The organism is Acinetobacter sp. RG5 (assembly GCF_031844265.1).
Classification (GTDB): Bacteria; Pseudomonadota; Gammaproteobacteria; order Pseudomonadales; family Moraxellaceae; genus Acinetobacter.
In genome coordinates, this window is record NZ_JAUZUV010000001.1 from 96,989 (window position 1) to 115,214 (window position 18,226).

Sequence of the window (18,226 nt, forward strand, 5' to 3'; positions counted from 1 at the left end):
TTTCTTGCCTGTTTTTTTATCCGTGATGCAGTTTTTGACACTATGATTGAATTTAAAGATATTTCAAAACAGTATGAGCTTAAGGGTCAAACCTTGCATGCCTTGAATCAGATTAATCTTCAGATTCCAACCGGCAGTATTTTTGGCATCATCGGTTATAGTGGTGCCGGTAAAAGCACCCTCATCCGTCTGATCAACCTGCTTGAGCGCCCAAGCTCAGGCCGGATTATCATTAACGGAACAGACTTTACCGCACTTGATGCCAAAGCATTGCGTCAAGAACGTGCCAGCATCGGGATGATTTTCCAGCATTTCAATTTAATGCAAACCAAAACCGTGGCAGCCAATATCGAAATGCCAATGAAACTCCTGGGCTGGAGCAAGGCAGAACGAGAAAAACGCCTCGAAGAATTATTAGACTTTATTGACCTGAAACATAAACGTCATGCATTTCCAGATGAATTGTCTGGCGGTCAAAAGCAGCGTGTCGGGATCGCTCGTGCCCTTGCCAATCATCCAAAAATTTTACTCTGTGATGAAGCGACTTCTGCACTGGACCCACAAACCACCAAATCTGTTCTACAGCTACTTAAAAAAATTAACGAAGAACAAGGCATCACCATTGTTATGGTTACCCATGAAATGGATGTGATTGAAACTGTATGTGATTATGTCGCCGTGATGGAAAAAGGTGACGTAATTGAGACCGGTAGTACCTTACAAATATTTAGTCAACCACAGCACCCGACCACCAAGAATTTCATTCAGACCGTATTACAGCAGCATTTACCAGTCAATATTCTGACCAATCTGGAAAACCAGAATCACAACAGTATTTATTGCCTGAAATTCCTCGGCAGTTCGGCTCAGGAAACCGTGATTCAAGCGGTGATTAAACAATTTAATATCAGTTTAAATATTCTATTTGCCAATATGACCGAAATTAATGGCACGGTGATTGGCCAGATGTTTATTCAGCTACTGGGTGATGCACAAGAAATTCAAGCAGCAATAAAATTCCTTGAACAACACGGCGTACAAGTCGATCAGGCGGGAGTACAGGCATGAGAGATTTGATTGTACAGTGGCTAACAACGATCACGGCGCCGTTCTGGAAAAGCTCCCTGTCGATAGATCAGTTTGTGACAGCGCTGCAAGAAACCTTTCATATGGTGTTCTTCGCGATGCTATTTGGCTGTATCTGGGGCTTTATTCAGGCGATTACCCTGTTGGTAACACGTCCGAATGGAATTCTGCCGAATCGTGTGATTTATCACGGTCTCAATCCGATTGTGAATGCGCTACGTTCGCTGCCGTTTATTATCCTGCTAATCGCAGTCATTCCACTGACCAAGTTAATTGTCGGCACATCGATTGGTACATGGGCAGCGATTGTTCCATTAACCATTTATGTCGGTCCATACATTGGTCGCCTGATTGAAACATCTTTACTCGAAGTGAATGAGGGTATTATCGAATCTGCCCAAGCCATGGGCGCGACGCCAATGCAAATTATCTTTAAGTTTATTCTGCCGGAAGCGCGTAGCTCACTGATTCTAAACTTGACTACTGCTACCATCAGTTTGATTGGTGCAACGGCAATGGCCGGTGCTGTCGGTGCGGGTGGTATTGGTGACTTAGCGATTTCTTATGGTTATCAGCGTTTTGATACCTCTGTAGTCATCATGACGGTGATTGTATTACTGATTCTAGTGCAGATTGTACAAAGCCTCGGTGACTGGTTATCCCGACTTCGTTAAGCTAGTTTTTATGTATGAATAAGGCCCTCTAAAAAGAGGGTTTTATTGTTTTTAATACTTACGATCCCTTTCTCATTATTTCAAAGTAAAGTCCTGCAACTATTTGATACGTGCCACGGCGACAGGAAGTCGCCCGTTGATTTGTGGCACATGGAAGTGCCATCAGATCAACAAAGGGGTTTTGTTACTTTTGTCCCGTCAAAAGTAAAAGAAAATATCTTCTAACAACTAACTAAATAATCAGCTTAAAAAATCAAATTCAAACTTGACCTAAAAGTTAGCCATTTCCCCTCAATTTCAAACTGAAACAATAAATCCCATGTTAAACTATTCAATGGTTTTAGCAGGGACTCATCTATGCACTTTGTTCATCTTGGTATTCATACAGAATTTTCGATTACTGAATCCATCGTACGGATACCTGACTTGGTCAAAGCTGCCGAAGAAGAACAGATGCCTGCCCTTGCGCTCACGGATCTTTCTAACCTGCATGCTGCCGTCAAGTTCTATGGCAAATGTCTGAGCAAAGGCATCAAGCCGATTCTGGGTTCTGAAATTCGCCTGAATGATGCCGAACATCGCATGACCTTATTGGCCATGACCAATACCGGCTGGCGTAATTTGACTGAATTAGTATCTGAAGGCTTTATCAGTGGCCAGCAATTGGATATTCCCTGCGTTCAAAAACAATGGATTTTAAATCAGCCTGAGGACATGATTGCCCTGCTCGGCATGCATTCCGATGTCGGCAAAATGCTGATGAGTTCAAATCCGCAAAAAGCGGAACCGCTACTAGAAGAATGGGTCGAAAAATTTGGTAATCGTGTTTATCTTGCCCTGACCCGTACCAATCGTCCGGATGAAGATAACTTTATTCTGGAAGCCGTTAAGCTGGCAAAAAAATACAATATCGGTGTGGTCGCACATAATGATGTGCATTTCATGACCCGTGAAGATTATGAAGCGCATGAAGCACGGGTATGTATTGCAGATGGTTATGTGCTTGGTGACAACCGCCGCCCTAAAACCTATTCACCTGAACAATATTTCAAATCTGCTGAAGAAATGACGGCGCTGTTCTCGGATATTCCATCTGCGATTGAGAACACCTATCACATTGCCAAACGCTGTAATGTGACGCTGCAACTGGGCAAATACTTCCTGCCTGATTATCCGATTCCTGAAGGTCATACCATTGATACCTTCTTTGCACACTTGTCCAAAGAAGGTCTGGAAGAACGCCTGAATTTCCTGTATCCGCCTGAACAACGTGATGAAGACTGGCCAGAAATCCGCAAGCCTTATGATGAGCGTATCGAATACGAGATTAACATCATTAACTCGATGGGATTCCCGGGCTACTTCCTGATCGTGATGGACTTCATTCAGTGGTCGAAAAGTAACGGCGTTCCGGTCGGTCCGGGCCGTGGTTCGGGTGCAGGTTCACTGGTCGCCTATAGCTTAAAAATTACCGATCTTGACCCGCTGCGTTATGAACTGCTGTTCGAACGTTTCCTGAACCCGGAACGTGTTTCGATGCCCGACTTCGACGTCGATTTCTGTATCGCAGGCCGTGACCGCGTGATTGACTATGTAGCACGTACCTATGGCCGTGATGCGGTCTCCCAGATTGCAACATTCGGCACTATGGCGGCCAAAGGTGCGATTCGTGATGTTGCCCGCGTTTTGGGTAAATCTTATGGCTTGGCGGATCGTATCTCGAAAATGATTCCGACCAAGCCTTTAGGTCTAAGCCTGCTTGAGTCACTAGAAGCTGAACCCCAGCTTAAAGATATCGTCACCAATCCATCCAATCCAGACCATGACGATGCAGCCGAAATCTGGGAAATGGCACTGAAACTGGAAGGTATTACCCGAAACACCGGTAAACACGCCGGTGGTGTGGTGATCTCGCCAACCAAAATTACCGATTTCTCTGCGGTCATGTGTGATGCCGATGGTACCGGACGCGTGGCACAGTTCGATAAAGACGATGTCGAATCTGCAGGTCTGGTGAAGTTTGACTTCTTGGGTTTGCGTAACCTGACGGTGATTGAAGATGCGGTTAAAAATATCAATAAACGCATCAAAGCGGATAAACCTTTAGATATTGCTTATATCCCGCTTGAAGATAAAGACGCATATCTGGTCTTTGCCAATGCCAACACCACCGCGGTATTCCAGTTTGAATCCGTGGGCATGAAGAAGATGCTGAAAGAGGCACGCCCGAGCAAGTTTGAAGAAATTATTGCCTTCGTATCGCTGTACCGTCCAGGCCCGATGGATCTGATTCCTGACTTTATCCACCGGATGCATGGTGGCGATTTTGAATATCTGCATCCCTTGCTTGAAGGCGTACTAGAACCCACCTACGGGATTATGGTGTATCAGGAACAGGTAATGCAGGCTGCACAGTATTGTGCCGGCTATACCCTCGGTGGCGCGGACTTGTTACGTCGGGCCATGGGTAAGAAAAAACCGGAAGAAATGGTCAAACAGCGCCAGATCTTTATTGAAGGTGCATCGAAAAAAGACATTGATGAAGCTACGGCCAACCATATCTTTGACTATATGGAAAAGTTTGCCGGCTATGGTTTTAACAAATCGCATGCGGCTGCCTATGCTTTGGTTGCCTACCAAACTGCATGGCTGAAAGCGCATTATCCGGCTGAATTCCTGTCGGCAGTATTGACCTCGGAGATGCAGAACACCGACAACGTGGTATTCCTGATTGATGACTGTCGCAAGAATAATCTGGAAGTTTTACCGCCGTCAGTGAATATGTCGCTGTATCAATTCCATGCTATCGATGAGCAAACCATTGTCTATGGTCTGGGTGCGATCAAAGGCGTCGGTGAAGCGGCGATGCAGTCAGTGATTGACTCGCGTGCGCAAGAAGGTTCATTCCGTGACTTGTTTGATTTCTGTCATCGTATTGACCTGAAAAAAATCAATAAGCGTACTCTGGAAGCACTGATTCGTTCAGGTGCATTGGATTGCTTAGGCATTGACCGCGCCGACCTGATGGCGCAACTGCCTGAAGCGGTTCAAGCTGCGGAACAGGCACGTTCCAATCGTGAAACCGGCATCATGGACCTGTTTGGCGAAGTGGAAGAAGTTCAGCGCAAGCCATCTAAGCCAGTCAAACCATGGGCAGATGAAGTTCGTCTGAAAGGTGAAAAAGATACACTTGGTCTGTATTTAACCGGTCACCCGATTGATGTGTATCGCAATGAACTGAAAGCCTTTGTGCCTAGTCAGATCAATGAGCTGACGCCAACACGCCGTGGTGTGACCACCGTGTTTGCAGGACTGGTGGTGGATATTGCCAATTTCCCGAACCGGATGATGATGACACTGGATGATGGTACGGCACGGATTGAAATTTCAGCCAATCACGAACGCTTCAACCGCTTTAAAGAGATTATCCAGCTCGATAAAGTGGTGGTGATTGAAGGCGAAATCTATGAGCGTGAAGGCTTTGACCGTCCGATGGGACGCCTCACCAAAGCATTCAGCCTGAATGAAATTCGCCAGAAACGTGCCAATAGCATCAAGATCACTCTCACAGCCGAGCATTTCAGCAAGAGCTTGAGCCGGGACTTGCAGCAGATTCTGACTCCTTATTGCAATGTTGATATGTCCGCACATATTCCGGTGATTCTGTATCTGGACTATCCGTATGCCACGACTGAACTGCATCTGGGTCTCAACTGGAAAGTCGCCCCACTGGATGAGCTCTTAGCCAAATTGCGTGACTATTTTGGTAAAGAAGCCTTGCATATTGAGTATCAGGTCAAGTCCAAAGCTGCCAAAGCTATGTCCTATGAACAGGCCAAGCCGGTGGATATTCCTCCGCCGCCTGTGGGCATGAGCATGGATGATGCACTGGAACTGTATCAGGCTGAATCCCAGCCGCAATATTCATAAATCCTGATCTTTAAAACACCTTAAAATTGGAATCCTCATGAGTCAAATTGACAATGCTGCTGTTTCAGCACATCTCTCCCATGTGCGTATTGTCATGGTCAATACCACTTTACCTGCCAATATCGGCAGTGCCCTACGTGCCATGAAAACCATGGGCTTGTCTAAGCTGGTTCTGGTGGCACCGAAAACCTATCCACATCCGGATATTGATGCGCTGGCCGCGGGTGCAACTGACCTGATCGAGCAGATCGAGATTGTAGAAACACTTGAAGATGCCATTAAAGACTGTCAGATTGTATTCGGTACTAGCGCACGCAGCCGTACCATTCCCTGGCCGCTGTTAGATGTGCGCCCTGCCGCTGAAAAAGCCATGACCGCCGTGGTACAAGATCAGCAGGAAGTCGCGATTCTATTTGGCCGCGAAGACCGTGGTCTGACCAATGAAGAACTGGCGATGGCCAATTATCATCTGACTATTCCTGTGAATACGGACTACGGCGTACTGAATGTAGCTCAGGCGATTCAGGTGATCTGCTATGAGATGCGCATGGCAACGATGAGTCAAATTGAACAACCACGTGATGCTAAAGCGACCATGCAAGTCATTGATGGCATTGAAATGGAATGGGATGAACCCTTGGTCAATCATGCGCAGATGGAACAGTTCTATCCACACTTGGAAAAAATGTTGGTAGAAATTGAATTTATGGATCCAAAAAATCCAAGATTATTGCCTTTACGCTTGCGTCGCCTCTTTGGACGTATACAATTAGATCGTATGGAATATCACTTACTTCGTGGTATTTTCAGCCGTGTTCAGGCATTGAACAACGGTACCTGGAAAAAATCTTCACACACATCATCACAGGACGAGGATCAAATCTAATGCTAAAACAGCTCAAAGAAGATATAAAAGCTGTCTTTGCGCGCGATCCTGCAGCACGCAATACCTTAGAAGTCTTAACCACTTATCCTGGCATTCATGCGCTGATCATGCATCGCATGGCACATGAGCTATGGAACAAAGACTGTAAAGGAACTGCGCGTGCGTTGTCTTCGTTTAGCCGCTTTGCCACCGGCATTGAAATTCATCCAGGCGCAAAAATCGGCCGCCGTTTCTTTATCGATCACGGTATGGGTGTAGTCATTGGCGAAACCGCTGAAATTGGCGATGACGTGACGCTTTATCACGGCGTGACTTTGGGTGGAACCACCTGGAATAAAGGTAAACGTCATCCAACGCTAGAAGATGGCGTGGTAGTCGGTGCTGGTGCCAAGATTCTTGGACCATTTACCGTAGGTAAAAATGCCAAAGTCGGTTCTAATGCGGTCGTCACCAAAGCGGTTCCTGAGAACGCCACAGCTGTGGGCAACCCGGCACGTTTTATCACCAAAGACAAACCCAAAGATGATGCTGAAGCGCGTCGTCGTGACTATGCAGAAAGTATCGGTTTCCAGCCCTATGCCGCAACTGAAGACCAGTCCGATCCGATTTTGGAAGGCATGCGGATTCTGCTGGATCGCATTCAGCAAAATGAAAAACGCATGAACAACTTGTGCAATCGTCTTTCTTTGTTAGATCCGACCTTTAACAAGCAGCAACAGGATGGCCAGCCTTTGAGTAAAAAAGAGTTGGAGATTCTGGAAGAAGCGCGCCGTGAATGTGAAGCGCAAACCAGCCAATCCAAAGCCTGAATATCACACTTCACTCTGTAACACGGGTTTACTTGCATGATCGTTATACTTTTCATAGACTGACGATCATGCAATTTTTGAATAGATGTTTTAAAAATAACAGAATGGATGACTATTATGACCTTTAAGCCCTTGGCACTTGCTTGCTTAGCATTCACAATTACTGCGTGTTCCACCACTCCTCAGAAATCTGCTGAGAAACCTGTGGATCAAGTGGTTTTTGTAGAGCCTGAACTGAGCCCACCATTTTATGCTTTAAATCCATTCAATTATAATGAACCGCCTGAATTTGAAGTGCATTTGAAAAAAGCTGCAGCGCAGCCTGTAACCAAGATGGTGGTGACGGATCCTAATGATCCATCCAAGCAACTGACCCTGGATGTGAATAAACTGATTATTCCAGTGGTAGATAGCAATACACGTGCAATGCGTTATGCAGCACTTGCCAATTCAAATGAAATCGATATCACCGAAATTGACGATTTCCTGCAAATGGTCGAAGGTAAGGCACGTCATTATCCACCACGTTTCAGCGATCGTCAGGAACGCCGTGGTTTTGAAGCCAAATTGCGTGAAGTCACCCGACAACTGGATACTTTAGCGGCCCGTCCAAATGCCTCTTTTGATGTGTTGATGCGTGCTTTTAAAGCCAGCGTGATGGCACGTAACCTGGATCTGGGTTCAGTTTATACCACCAATTCCCTGACCTATGCCCAGCGTATTCTCAAAATTAACCCGGATGATCCTGAAGTCAACTTCTGGTTTGGTTTTGGTCTGTCTGAAGGCGGTGGTCAACGTGAAGCCATCGCTTATCTGGACAAAGCCATGAAAGCTGGCGTTCAGGAGGCTTATCTTTCTGCAGCCAATAACTATATTGCATTGGAACAGAAAAAAAATGCCACTCAAACCTTGGCGAACTATAAGGTGAAATATCCGCAAGAAGCTGAAGTAGCAGACCGTCTGATTCAGGAAATTGAGAAAAATGGTCGCTGGAATGTTTGGCAAATTTTGCAAACATCAACACCCGCTCCGGCTACAGACCCAGCAACAGCACCGGTGACCCCATAATCAAGATTCGCTTCAATTTGATTACAAATAGACTGCTACGGCGGTCTATTTTTATGGGAAAAAATTAGTAAAATACAAAACATTATCCCGCTTTATAACTTGAATTCAGTGAAAAGTTTTATGCACGAAAAAATAAATAAAAGATTAATGCTGTGCACTTTACTCATCACCAGCGTACTCAGCGGCTGTCAGGTGGTGAGTGTTAAGGAACAGGCCATTAATGTCACGCTGAACAATGAGCGTGACAGCATCTTGACCCGCGACAAGCTCAGTGAAGCCAGTCTGAATGTGTTGTCCATGACAGGTCGTGAAGCCCAGATCTGTATTGATCAGCCCGAAGAATGTGTGGAAGATCTGAAAAGTATTCCCCAAATTTTAGATGAACAATTGCTTTCTACAGCAAGTGAATTATATCTAGCCAACTCCTTACAAAATGCCAAGTCTGCTGAATGTAACACCGGAATTTTAAACAAAACCCGATCACCGGAAAAACAGCAACAACACAAGCAGAACATCCAGAAATGTCTGGATCAGCAGCTCACTATGCTGGATAAAAGCATTCGTTATAGCTATGCCTATCTATTTAAAACCGAGCGTGCGCCGCAAGAGCGTATTTTTGATAACCGCCAGGTCCAGATTCGTGACTTTTATAACCTGGCAATTGCTCATCTGATTCAACGCTATGCTGAACGTTATGAAGCCAAACAGTCCGGCCAGCGCATTCAGGTCGGTGACAGTGTATACACCATTGATCTGGAAAATTTTCCGCAGCTGAAAAACCAGACCATTGAACAGCTGATGTCCACCTATAACATGAACTTTTCCGGCCTGCGTTCTATCACCCGGCGTGATGGTTTTGGTTCAGAATTTTTAGTGGTCTTACCTGAAGCACAGCAAACCGAGCAGGATAAAAAATATATTGTCGATCCGCTCAAGCACAACTATCCAAATGGTATCAATCCAAACATTCATTCAGCCCGCTATCTGGCGACCACCATTACCGCTGTACCCAAATCCGCGAATTCGACGGAACAGATTTTATCTACTTCAGAGTTTCACCTGAAACTGTATGATCCTTATAAGCATGAAAAGATTAAGGTGGCTTCGAAAGAATATGCGCTGGCCGCCAACTTTTCTGCACCTTACGGCTTATGGCTAGCCGAGAATAATCTGGGGCGTTTAGCCTATCTGACCCTGATTAATCGCGAAGACAGTCTGAGCATGCCGCACCTGTACATGCTGGAACCTTATAATCCGAACAAGAAAGTGCTGGTATTGATTCATGGCCTGGCCAGCAGTCCTGAAGCCTGGATTCGTCTGACCAACGATATTATGGGTGATCCGGTATTAAGGGAAAATTTCCAGGTCTGGCAGGTATTTTATTCTACTAATATGCCGATTCTGGAAAGCCGTTTTCAAATTAATGCTCTGGTTCAGCAAGGCTTTGCCCTGGTCGCGAACAATGCAACAGCCAAAAAAGATGCGGTACTGGTCGGACATAGTATGGGAGGCGTGATTGCCCGTTTAATGGTCAGTCAGGCCGATATTACTCAAGATGCATTCAAGCTGGTACAAAATACCCGCATTGCACAGTTTAAGGATAACCCGCTCTTTAAAGCACGCCTGCAAATGCAACCTATTCCAAATTTCACCCGGGCCATTTTCTTAGCAACTCCGCATCGTGGGACAGAATATGCCGACCGCTGGCATACCAAACTGGCCCGTAAAATTATCCGTATACCGGGTGCATTTTTGGGTGCCTTTGCCGATACCCTGCAAGGCCAGATTGGGTTAAACGAATTTGTCAAAGAACTGGGGCATGACCTGATTCAAAATGGTCCGAGTGATCTCAGTGAAAATTCAAAATTTACTGCATTAACTGAGGATATTCAGCCTTCTAAAAATATCAAATTTCATTCTATTATCGGCAATACCGTAGATACGCAAGATACCAAGCTCATGAGCGATGATATCGTTTCATACGAAAGTGCTTACTTGGAAGGTGCTGTATCTAGCAAAGTCATTAAGGGTGGCCACTCGATTCAGGAAACGCCTGAAGCCGTACTGGAATTACGCCGGATTCTCAGATTACATCTGACCGATCTTGGTCTTTATGATCCGGAATAAACTATCGTCTTGATTTAGACTCACCACCGCATGTTCGCATCCGGTGGTTTATTTTTTAAAATTGCAAATAATGCTGAATAAGAAGCCATAGCGACAGATCTGAGCGCTGACTTAAAGATTCATCTGGAATTTCATTTCTTTCTAAAAATTAAATTTGATAGACTTGCTGCAATACAGCTTTAAAGCTGAATTGAATCAGCAGATTCATTTCACATTTTCGATCTCCTGTGCTCAACCATGTTGGATTGGCCTGATTGAAAATGTGCTTTAAATTTTCCTGCATAGCCTATTGAGCAGTATTTGCATTTATCTCTTGTTGAAAGGATTTATTTTTAATGACCAGTTCAGAAATTATGGCTGATCTTTCTACCTTAACGCCCATGATGCAGCAATACATGTCAGTGAAAATGCAGCATCCGCATTCATTGATGTTTTATCGTATGGGTGATTTTTATGAACTGTTCTTTGAAGATGCACACAAGGCAGCCAAGATTTTAGGCATTACCCTGACCCATCGCGGTAAAGCCAATGGTCAGCCGATTCCTATGGCGGGCGTGCCTTATCATGCAGCCGAGGGCTATCTGGCACGTCTGGTCAGAAAAGGCGAAACCGTGGTGATCTGCGAGCAGATCGGCGAGGTTACTGGCAAAGGACCGGTTGAGCGTGGTGTGGTTCGAATTATTACGCCAGGTACCCTGACCGATGATGCCATGCTCGGTGCACATCAAAGCTCGAATCTGGTGGCTTTATGTATTCAACAGAATCAGATTGGCATTGCACTTCTCGATCTCAGCGCTGGCTTATTTAAAGTACAGCAGCAGGATTATGATCTTAACCAGCTCATGATTGAACTGGCACGTTTGATGCCAAGCGAAATTCTGCTGGATGAAAATATCGCTGATCCGACATTGACCGAACAACTCAAACAGCAACTGGATATCTCGGTCACCAAACGTCCAAATGTTGATTTCAACCTGAATAATGCACAAAAAACCTTATGTGACCAGTTTGCCGTCAGCACGCTTTCAGGTTTCGGAATTGATCATTTACCTTTGGCTAAAGCAGCCGCAGCGGCACTGATTCACTACGCCAAAGAAACCCAGAAAACTGCGTTACCGCATATCCGCACGATTCAGCTAGAACAGAGTTCAGATTTTATTGCTTTGGATCCGGTGACACGCCGTAATCTTGAACTGATTGAGCCTTTATTTGAACATGGGACATCCTTATTTCAGCTGATCAATGATTGCCAGACTGCCATGGGGGGGCGCTTGCTCAGTCGCACCCTGATGCAACCTTTACGCGATACCGCCTTGCTGGATGAGCGCCTGGATGCCATTCAAGCCCTGCTGCAAGGTTTCCACGAAGTACCTGTACGTTTGGTACTAAAAGAAATTAGCGATATTGAACGCGTGCTGAGCCGTATTGCGCTTGGCAGTGCCCGTCCACGTGATCTGGTGCAATTGCGACAGGCCTGCGCGCAAATTCCATTTTTACGCCATGCCCTGCAACCGATTGTCAGTCAGCAACAGTCCAAACTTTTAGTACAACTCAATGAAGAACTCGGCGACTTCCATGATCTACATCAACGTCTGATGTCCGCCATTGTGGAAAATCCACCCGTCCTGCTTCGTGATGGTAATGTCATTGCAGAAGGTTTTGACAGTGAACTCGATGAACTACGTCAGATTCGTGATCATGCCAGCCAGTTCCTGATTGATCTGGAAATTAAAGAGCGTGAACAAAGCGGCATTCCGGGACTGAAAATTGGCTACAACCGCGTCAGTGGATATTATATTGAGCTGACCCGCGCACAGGCTGAACAGGCACCCGAGCACTATATTCGTAGGCAAACCCTGAAAAATGCCGAACGCTACATCACACCTGAACTGAAAGCATTTGAAGACAAAGTCTTATCAAGCGAATCGCGTGCCTTGGCCCGTGAAAAAATGCTGTTTGAAATGCTGCTGGATGAACTGCGTCAGGATATCGGCAGTTTACAGATGATGAGCAGCGCCATTGCCCAGATTGATCTGATTGCTAATTTTGCCCATCAGGCGCGTTTACGCAACTGGTCGCGTCCAAAATTTAGCCCTGAAATCGGTGTAAGTATCACTGCTGGACGACATCCAGTGGTAGAAGCCCTCAGTAAATCGGCCTTTACTCCGAACGATACGCGACTGGATTTTTCCCATCGCATGGCCATCATTACCGGCCCCAACATGGGTGGTAAATCCACCTTTATGCGCCAGACTGCATTGATCGTGTTGCTGGCTTATTGTGGTGCCTATGTTCCAGCGCAAGCTGCAACTTTAGGTCCGGTTGACCGTGTCTTTACCCGTATTGGTTCTGCCGATGATTTATCGACCGGCAAATCAACCTTTATGGTGGAAATGACCGAAACCTCGCAAATCCTGCATCATGCCACCAGCCAGTCTTTGGTACTCATGGATGAAGTTGGCCGTGGAACCAGTACCTATGATGGCTTGTCTTTGGCTTGGGCCTGTGTGCTGGATCTGACCAAACGCATTCAATGTTTATGTCTATTTGCTACCCATTATTTCGAACTGACTGAACTAGATAAGGAAAGTGGCATTAATAACTACCATGTCACGGCCAAAGAGCTGAATGGTAATCTGATTTTATTGCATAAGGTGCAACATGGCCCGGCCAGTCAAAGTCATGGCTTGCAAGTCGCGAAATTGGCAGGCATTCCGGCTGCGGTGATTAAAGAAGCGCAAAACCGCTTAAAGATTCTGGAAAAACAGCATCAGGCCAAGCCACTGAGCCCGCAGCATGATCTGTTTGCAATGCCTGAAGTTATGGAGCCTATAGAACGTATCATCGAAATTGAAAAAGAATCGCCTGCACTGGACTTACTCGAAGATATTGATGTAGATAGTTTAACTCCGCGTGAAGCCTTGCAGCAGTTATATGCGCTCAAAGACCTGATCAAACAGTCAAGTTAATTCTCGGTCCTAGACCTCATCTGGCATAGGGTCGATGTCCTGAACATACCGATGAATGCTGTAATTCATCGGTATGCGACCTTTTTTCAAATTTAACAGCCCTATATATAACAAATATCAATAAAAGGAATTGTTAGTTCCCCCTGTTTTTGCCTAAAATACAGCATTCGTAATTAGAACCATATTTTTTAGGTAGCTGTCGCCATGACCTTCGTTGTCACTGAAAATTGTATTAAATGTAAATATCAAGACTGTGTTGAAGTTTGCCCTGTAGACTGTTTCTATGAAGGTCCTAACTTCCTTGTGATTAACCCGGACGAATGTATCGACTGTGCGTTATGCGAACCTGAATGCCCGGCAAATGCAATTTTCTCTGAAGACGAATTACCAGAAGGTCAGGAAGTCTTTATTGAACTGAATGCTGACCTGTCACAAAAATGGCCAAATATCACACAAATTGGTGACCAGCCAGCAGACCGTGAAGAATGGAATGGCAAAGCAGACAAATTACAATACCTTGAAAAGTAATTAGTTTAAACTTTAAAAGATCAGCAAATGCTGATCTTTTTTATACTCAACGCACACATTTCATTGCAATATTCTCCAAATTTCTCCCTATATTTAGTCTAAAATAGCGCTATTTTGTAAATATCTGATTTCTATAAATGAAGAACTTGTTAAAGGGATTATTGAGTCTTTGTATAATTCCTCTTGTTTTTGTGGGCTGTACCACGACCACAAAACAACCTGGACAGGCCACCACACCTGCTGGAAAACGGATTTACATTCCACAAGAACGTGTTCAATACGATCGTAAAGCCCACCCAAAAACTGTGCCTTATGTGTATACCCACTGGGTATCGGCACTGGATAATTTGTCACGCGTGCGTGAATATGAGGTTTTTCTGGAACGTCATGGGGTTGGCAATATCATTCCGAGTTTCGAATTGATGCGTACTGCACGTGATTGGGCCAAGTGTGGCCGTTCCCAATACATGATTCCAAGCCGTGAATTATGGGCCAATCAGATCCCAACTTTAAAAGTCTTTAAATATCTGGTTGCAGCCAATGTACTGACTGATTTTGAAGTCACGTCAGTCTATCGTGACCTGCCTTTAAACCAGTGTGCCGGTGGTGCCAACTCTTCACGCCATCTGTACAACTCTGCCATCGATTTCCGGATTGGGCCTGAATATCCGCAGGCACAAGATTATAGCTATATTGAAAATACCAAGTTCAAATTGTGTCAGTTCTGGGTACAGCATGGTCAAAGTCTGAATATGGGACTTGGCATGTATGCTTCAGGTCAAATCCACATCGATACCCAAGGTTATCGTACCTGGGGACCGAGTTTAGGCCGTAATTCCTCGATGTGTAATTACTAAGTCATGACAACCACTCTACAAAGTTCATTCAGGACATTGTAGAGCCTAAAAAATCATCACCTATAGAACAATAAATTGCGCTCTGCCGCGAAAAGTTTAAAATGCACGCATCGCAATCGAGGTGCTAAGACTATGCAACAAATGTGGACAGACATTGATCACTACATTGATTCACATTTAATTCCTGAAGACCCTATTCTGAATCAAACTCTTGAGAATACCGCAGCGCACGGTTTTCCTGATCATCTGGCTGTAGCACCGAACCAAGGCATGTTGTTGCAGATGCTAATCCAGATGAACCAATGTAAACGTATACTGGAACTCGGCACATTTGCAGCATATAGCACCATGTGGCTGGCACGTGCTTTGCCGGATGATGGCTATATCCTAACCATTGAAGGACGTGATACCCATGCAGCGATGGGTCAGGAAAATATTGATCGCGCGCAGCTTAAACAGACCGTCGAACTGAAATGCGGCCGTGCAGCAGATGTGCTTAAAGCCCTGCCTGAAGATACGGAAGCTTTCGATTTCATCTTTATTGATGCAGACAAACAGAGTTATCCGGAATATCTGGAACTCAGTTTAAACCTGTCGCACTCAGGTACACTTATTTTTCTGGACAATGTGATTCGTGCTGGCGAAATCATTAACCCGGACAATAATAAACCAAGTATTGAAGGCATTCGTGACATGTTTAAAGCGCTTCAAAATCATCCACGTATCTTGTCATGCACTGCTTTACAAACGGTTGGCAGCAAAGGACATGATGGTTTTGCACTCGCGATTGTGAAATAAAACAAGAAGAACAAAAATCACCCAATGACATATTTACCATAAATAACATTAACTTATAAATATTAACCACAGAGTTATCCACAATATATGAGGATAACTCTGGTCATTTTTAAATCAAGCTGTAACAATTTACGATTAGACTTCGCGCTTGGCGATTTTATGCAATTCTCACTTCGCAACCAGTAAAGGCACTTTTGAATTCCGGAAAATCGTGGTCGCAATACTGCCCAAAAAGAACTGGTGAATTTTACTGTGACTAAATGCACCCAACACGATCAGCTGAATTCCGAGTTCCTGCTGATAGGTCAAAATATTTTCTGCGACATCGCCATAGCGGTATTGTGGCACCACATCTAAACCAGCCTGATTTAAATATTGCAAAGGCTCATTCAGAATCTCAGCATGATCACCGATATATAACAAATGGCATTGCAATAAGCGCAGCAGATCACTTTCCGCAATCCGTTTCATCATCTTGATACAGGTCGGTGAATATTCATAGGCGAAAATAAATCGTGTCGGCGGCTTAAACTGTTCTCCGACAGTCATCACGGTACAATTGGCCCCACGAATAAAATTTTCGACATTGGTGCCGATCGGTTTGTTTTTTTCAGCGGAGCGTTCACCGAGTAATCCAATCACTGCGATATCATCAGGCTGCAGGATCTGAAAGCTTTGTTCCAGAAAATCACCCTTTTCCTGAATATGGGTGGTTTGAATGCCGTGTTCTGCCAGAATCCGCTCCGAAATGTGTTGCAGCAGGTTATTGCTATAATCCAGCGCGATTTCACTTTGTTTTTGTTCAAGCTCAGCCAGTTCTTTCAGTAACATGGCATTACTTTCAAAGCCAATCACTCCGCTGATTTCCCCCAGATGATAACTGGCCGGGTAATAATCCAAAACCTGTAACAGGACCAGTTCACGGCCAGTCTGTTTGGCAATCCATGCCGCCGCGTCTGCCAGCGCGTTTATACATGGCGATGAGTCGATGCAGGCGATGACACGTTTCATGTTTAGCCTCTCTTCTATTTATGATAAAAATTTCTTAGTTATTTTTAACTTAGCATAAGCATTCAAAAATGTGCAGCGAAATCTGTAAGGCTTGACTTGAAATATGTTAACTTTTATGTGAACAAATATAGATCAATATATCGAACCATCTGCTGAGTCAGGCTGTTGTATCAAGCAATTGACTTCCAAAAGCTTATTCACGATAGCGAATGAATTGGGCCGGATTACCGGCGACAATCGCACGCTTCTCGACATTCTTGGTCACCATACTGTTCATTCCCACCACGGCCTGATCTGCGATTTTAATTCCGTCCTTGATACCGACATGCGCACCGAGCCACACATCCCGACCAATCTCGATGCCTTGCGAACGTACTGGCTGCTGATAAATCGGCTGCTCCAAATCCATGCCATGATCAAAGGCATAAAGATGACAATAAGCGGCGATGCGCACCTGATCATGCAGTTTAATCCCCACCCGGCCACCATCCAGAATACAGTGATGATTGATCGCCACTTCATTACCGATCTCTAGGGGGCCATGTAAGGTGCAATCTGCAGCAATAAAGCTATTATCACCAATAATGATTTTGCGTCCCGGCTCCGCGAAAATATGTGCAAGAGGTGAAATAAAACAGTTTTCACCAATCTCGACGGTTTCCATTTCCATCAAGTAAGCCTGATAGTCCTTTTGCCACGCTTCTGCCCAATCGCGATTTTTTGGTTTTAAAGACCAGTACAGCCAAGGCATGTAATTCAGGCGATGTTTATGCTGCTCACGATATTTCAGTAATGGATCTACGTCAGTCATCTGTCGCTTCTTCTATGATTTTGAGCTGTTCACGGCCGCGGGTCACATCTTGAATTTTTAAGGCAAAAGGTTGAATTTGATGTAACTGAAATAAGGCGCTGATCTGCACCCCTTCGGCTGTATATTCTTCCTGATAATCGATTTGCTGCTGATTCAATTCATATTGAAAGATGGCCCATTCATTGAATTGACAGGAAAATTGCACCTTCTTCTTTTCAATCAGTTCAATTTTTTCTGCCAGCAACAAACATTGTCCAGCGCAACCGCCATAGGCACGTACCAAGCCCCCTGTTCCCAGCTTGATCCCGCCATACCAGCGATTGACCAGTACCAGCACATTGGTCAGCTCATTGCCTTCAATGGTCGCCAGAATCGGGCGTCCCGCTGTGCCTGAAGGTTCACCATCATCATTAAAGCGTACCTGATGGCCAATTTTCCAGGCCCAGCATTGATGCGTGGTGCTTGGATCACGATAAGTTTCCAGAAAATCTTTGACGTCCTGCTCATTCTCAACAGGGGTGGCAAAGGCCTGAAAGCGGCTTTTTTTGATGTCTTCCTCAAAACTGACCAGGCTGGCAATGGTAAATGGCATAACTTCAGGCTTTAAACTCTCACTGCTGCAGTATACCCGCTTTGCACAGACAAATAAAAAGCCTCTCCACGGAGAGGCCT

The 18,226-nt window shown here is 45.0% G+C and carries 14 protein-coding genes; 11 read left to right on the forward strand and 3 right to left on the reverse strand.

What is annotated here, in order from left to right; genetic code table 11:
* Positions 1 to 42 precede the first annotated feature (42 nt).
* The 11 genes from Q9R21_RS00475 (at position 43) to Q9R21_RS00525 (ending at position 15,732) form a co-directional block, all read left to right on the forward strand.
* Complete coding sequence (locus Q9R21_RS00475) at positions 43 to 1,068, forward strand: methionine ABC transporter ATP-binding protein (protein WP_044110226.1); 1,026 nt, start codon at positions 43 to 45, stop codon at positions 1,066 to 1,068.
* Positions 1,065 to 1,760, forward strand: a complete 696-nt coding sequence (locus Q9R21_RS00480; protein WP_004279923.1) for a methionine ABC transporter permease — start codon at positions 1,065 to 1,067, stop codon at positions 1,758 to 1,760. The genes Q9R21_RS00475 and Q9R21_RS00480 overlap by 4 nt, the downstream gene beginning before the upstream one ends.
* Before the next feature lie 357 nt (positions 1,761 to 2,117).
* Positions 2,118 to 5,690: a DNA polymerase III subunit alpha gene (gene dnaE, locus Q9R21_RS00485; RefSeq protein ID WP_311203483.1), complete on the forward strand. Its 3,573-nt coding sequence runs from the start codon at positions 2,118 to 2,120 to the stop codon at positions 5,688 to 5,690.
* 37 nt (positions 5,691 to 5,727) lie between these two features.
* Positions 5,728 to 6,576: an RNA methyltransferase gene (locus Q9R21_RS00490; protein WP_311203484.1), complete on the forward strand. Its 849-nt coding sequence runs from the start codon at positions 5,728 to 5,730 to the stop codon at positions 6,574 to 6,576.
* Positions 6,552 to 7,385: a serine O-acetyltransferase gene (gene cysE, locus Q9R21_RS00495; RefSeq protein ID WP_253147061.1), complete on the forward strand. Its 834-nt coding sequence runs from the start codon at positions 6,552 to 6,554 to the stop codon at positions 7,383 to 7,385. The genes Q9R21_RS00490 and cysE overlap by 25 nt, the downstream gene beginning before the upstream one ends.
* Positions 7,386 to 7,502: 117 nt before the next feature.
* Complete coding sequence (locus Q9R21_RS00500) at positions 7,503 to 8,453, forward strand: ABUW_2363 family tetratricopeptide repeat lipoprotein (protein ID WP_004646689.1); 951 nt, start codon at positions 7,503 to 7,505, stop codon at positions 8,451 to 8,453.
* Positions 8,454 to 8,573: 120 nt separating this feature from the next.
* Positions 8,574 to 10,580, forward strand: coding sequence for an alpha/beta fold hydrolase (locus Q9R21_RS00505; protein WP_311203485.1), 2,007 nt, complete (start codon positions 8,574 to 8,576; stop codon positions 10,578 to 10,580).
* A 335-nt stretch (positions 10,581 to 10,915) separates the two neighbouring features.
* Positions 10,916 to 13,549 (forward strand): DNA mismatch repair protein MutS, encoded by a 2,634-nt coding sequence (mutS, locus tag Q9R21_RS00510; RefSeq protein WP_311203486.1) that lies wholly within the window; start codon positions 10,916 to 10,918, stop codon positions 13,547 to 13,549.
* A gap of 204 nt (positions 13,550 to 13,753) precedes the next feature.
* Positions 13,754 to 14,077 carry a ferredoxin FdxA gene (fdxA, locus tag Q9R21_RS00515; protein ID WP_004279936.1) on the forward strand — a complete coding sequence of 108 codons (324 nt, stop codon included), beginning with the start codon at positions 13,754 to 13,756 and terminating at the stop codon, positions 14,075 to 14,077.
* 137 nt (positions 14,078 to 14,214) lie between these two features.
* Entirely contained in the window at positions 14,215 to 14,934 is a 720-nt protein-coding gene (locus Q9R21_RS00520; RefSeq protein WP_004279938.1) for a D-Ala-D-Ala carboxypeptidase family metallohydrolase, read from the forward strand.
* A gap of 132 nt (positions 14,935 to 15,066) precedes the next feature.
* Positions 15,067 to 15,732 (forward strand): O-methyltransferase, encoded by a 666-nt coding sequence (locus tag Q9R21_RS00525; RefSeq protein ID WP_004646686.1) that lies wholly within the window; start codon positions 15,067 to 15,069, stop codon positions 15,730 to 15,732.
* A gap of 168 nt (positions 15,733 to 15,900) precedes the next feature.
* Here the strand turns inward: Q9R21_RS00525 and Q9R21_RS00530 are convergent, their stop codons facing one another.
* The 3 genes from Q9R21_RS00530 to Q9R21_RS00540 form a co-directional block, all read right to left on the reverse strand.
* On the reverse strand, positions 15,901 to 16,743 hold the full coding sequence (locus tag Q9R21_RS00530) for a universal stress protein (RefSeq protein ID WP_004279943.1): 843 nt from the start codon (positions 16,741 to 16,743) through the stop codon (positions 15,901 to 15,903).
* 193 nt (positions 16,744 to 16,936) lie between these two features.
* Positions 16,937 to 17,554: a DapH/DapD/GlmU-related protein gene (locus Q9R21_RS00535; protein ID WP_311203487.1), complete on the reverse strand. Its 618-nt coding sequence runs from the start codon at positions 17,552 to 17,554 to the stop codon at positions 16,937 to 16,939.
* Entirely contained in the window at positions 17,547 to 18,146 is a 600-nt protein-coding gene (locus Q9R21_RS00540; RefSeq protein ID WP_004646684.1) for a YigZ family protein, read from the reverse strand. The genes Q9R21_RS00535 and Q9R21_RS00540 overlap by 8 nt, the downstream gene beginning before the upstream one ends.
* Positions 18,147 to 18,226: the final 80 nt, after the last annotated feature.

Coding starts and splice junctions, on each gene's coding strand:
- Q9R21_RS00490 (WP_311203484.1), top strand. CDS start 5,728: ATGAGTCAAATTGACAATGCTGCTGTTTCAGCACATCTCTCCCATGTG.
- Q9R21_RS00530 (WP_004279943.1), bottom strand. CDS start 16,743: ATGAAACGTGTCATCGCCTGCATCGACTCATCGCCATGTATAAACGCG.
- Q9R21_RS00535 (WP_311203487.1), bottom strand. CDS start 17,554: ATGACTGACGTAGATCCATTACTGAAATATCGTGAGCAGCATAAACAT.
- Q9R21_RS00525 (WP_004646686.1), top strand. CDS start 15,067: ATGCAACAAATGTGGACAGACATTGATCACTACATTGATTCACATTTA.
- Q9R21_RS00520 (WP_004279938.1), top strand. CDS start 14,215: ATGAAGAACTTGTTAAAGGGATTATTGAGTCTTTGTATAATTCCTCTT.
- Q9R21_RS00475 (WP_044110226.1), top strand. CDS start 43: ATGATTGAATTTAAAGATATTTCAAAACAGTATGAGCTTAAGGGTCAA.
- Q9R21_RS00480 (WP_004279923.1), top strand. CDS start 1,065: ATGAGAGATTTGATTGTACAGTGGCTAACAACGATCACGGCGCCGTTC.
- Q9R21_RS00500 (WP_004646689.1), top strand. CDS start 7,503: ATGACCTTTAAGCCCTTGGCACTTGCTTGCTTAGCATTCACAATTACT.
- fdxA (WP_004279936.1), top strand. CDS start 13,754: ATGACCTTCGTTGTCACTGAAAATTGTATTAAATGTAAATATCAAGAC.
- Q9R21_RS00540 (WP_004646684.1), bottom strand. CDS start 18,146: ATGCCATTTACCATTGCCAGCCTGGTCAGTTTTGAGGAAGACATCAAA.
- mutS (WP_311203486.1), top strand. CDS start 10,916: ATGACCAGTTCAGAAATTATGGCTGATCTTTCTACCTTAACGCCCATG.
- dnaE (WP_311203483.1), top strand. CDS start 2,118: ATGCACTTTGTTCATCTTGGTATTCATACAGAATTTTCGATTACTGAA.
- Q9R21_RS00505 (WP_311203485.1), top strand. CDS start 8,574: ATGCACGAAAAAATAAATAAAAGATTAATGCTGTGCACTTTACTCATC.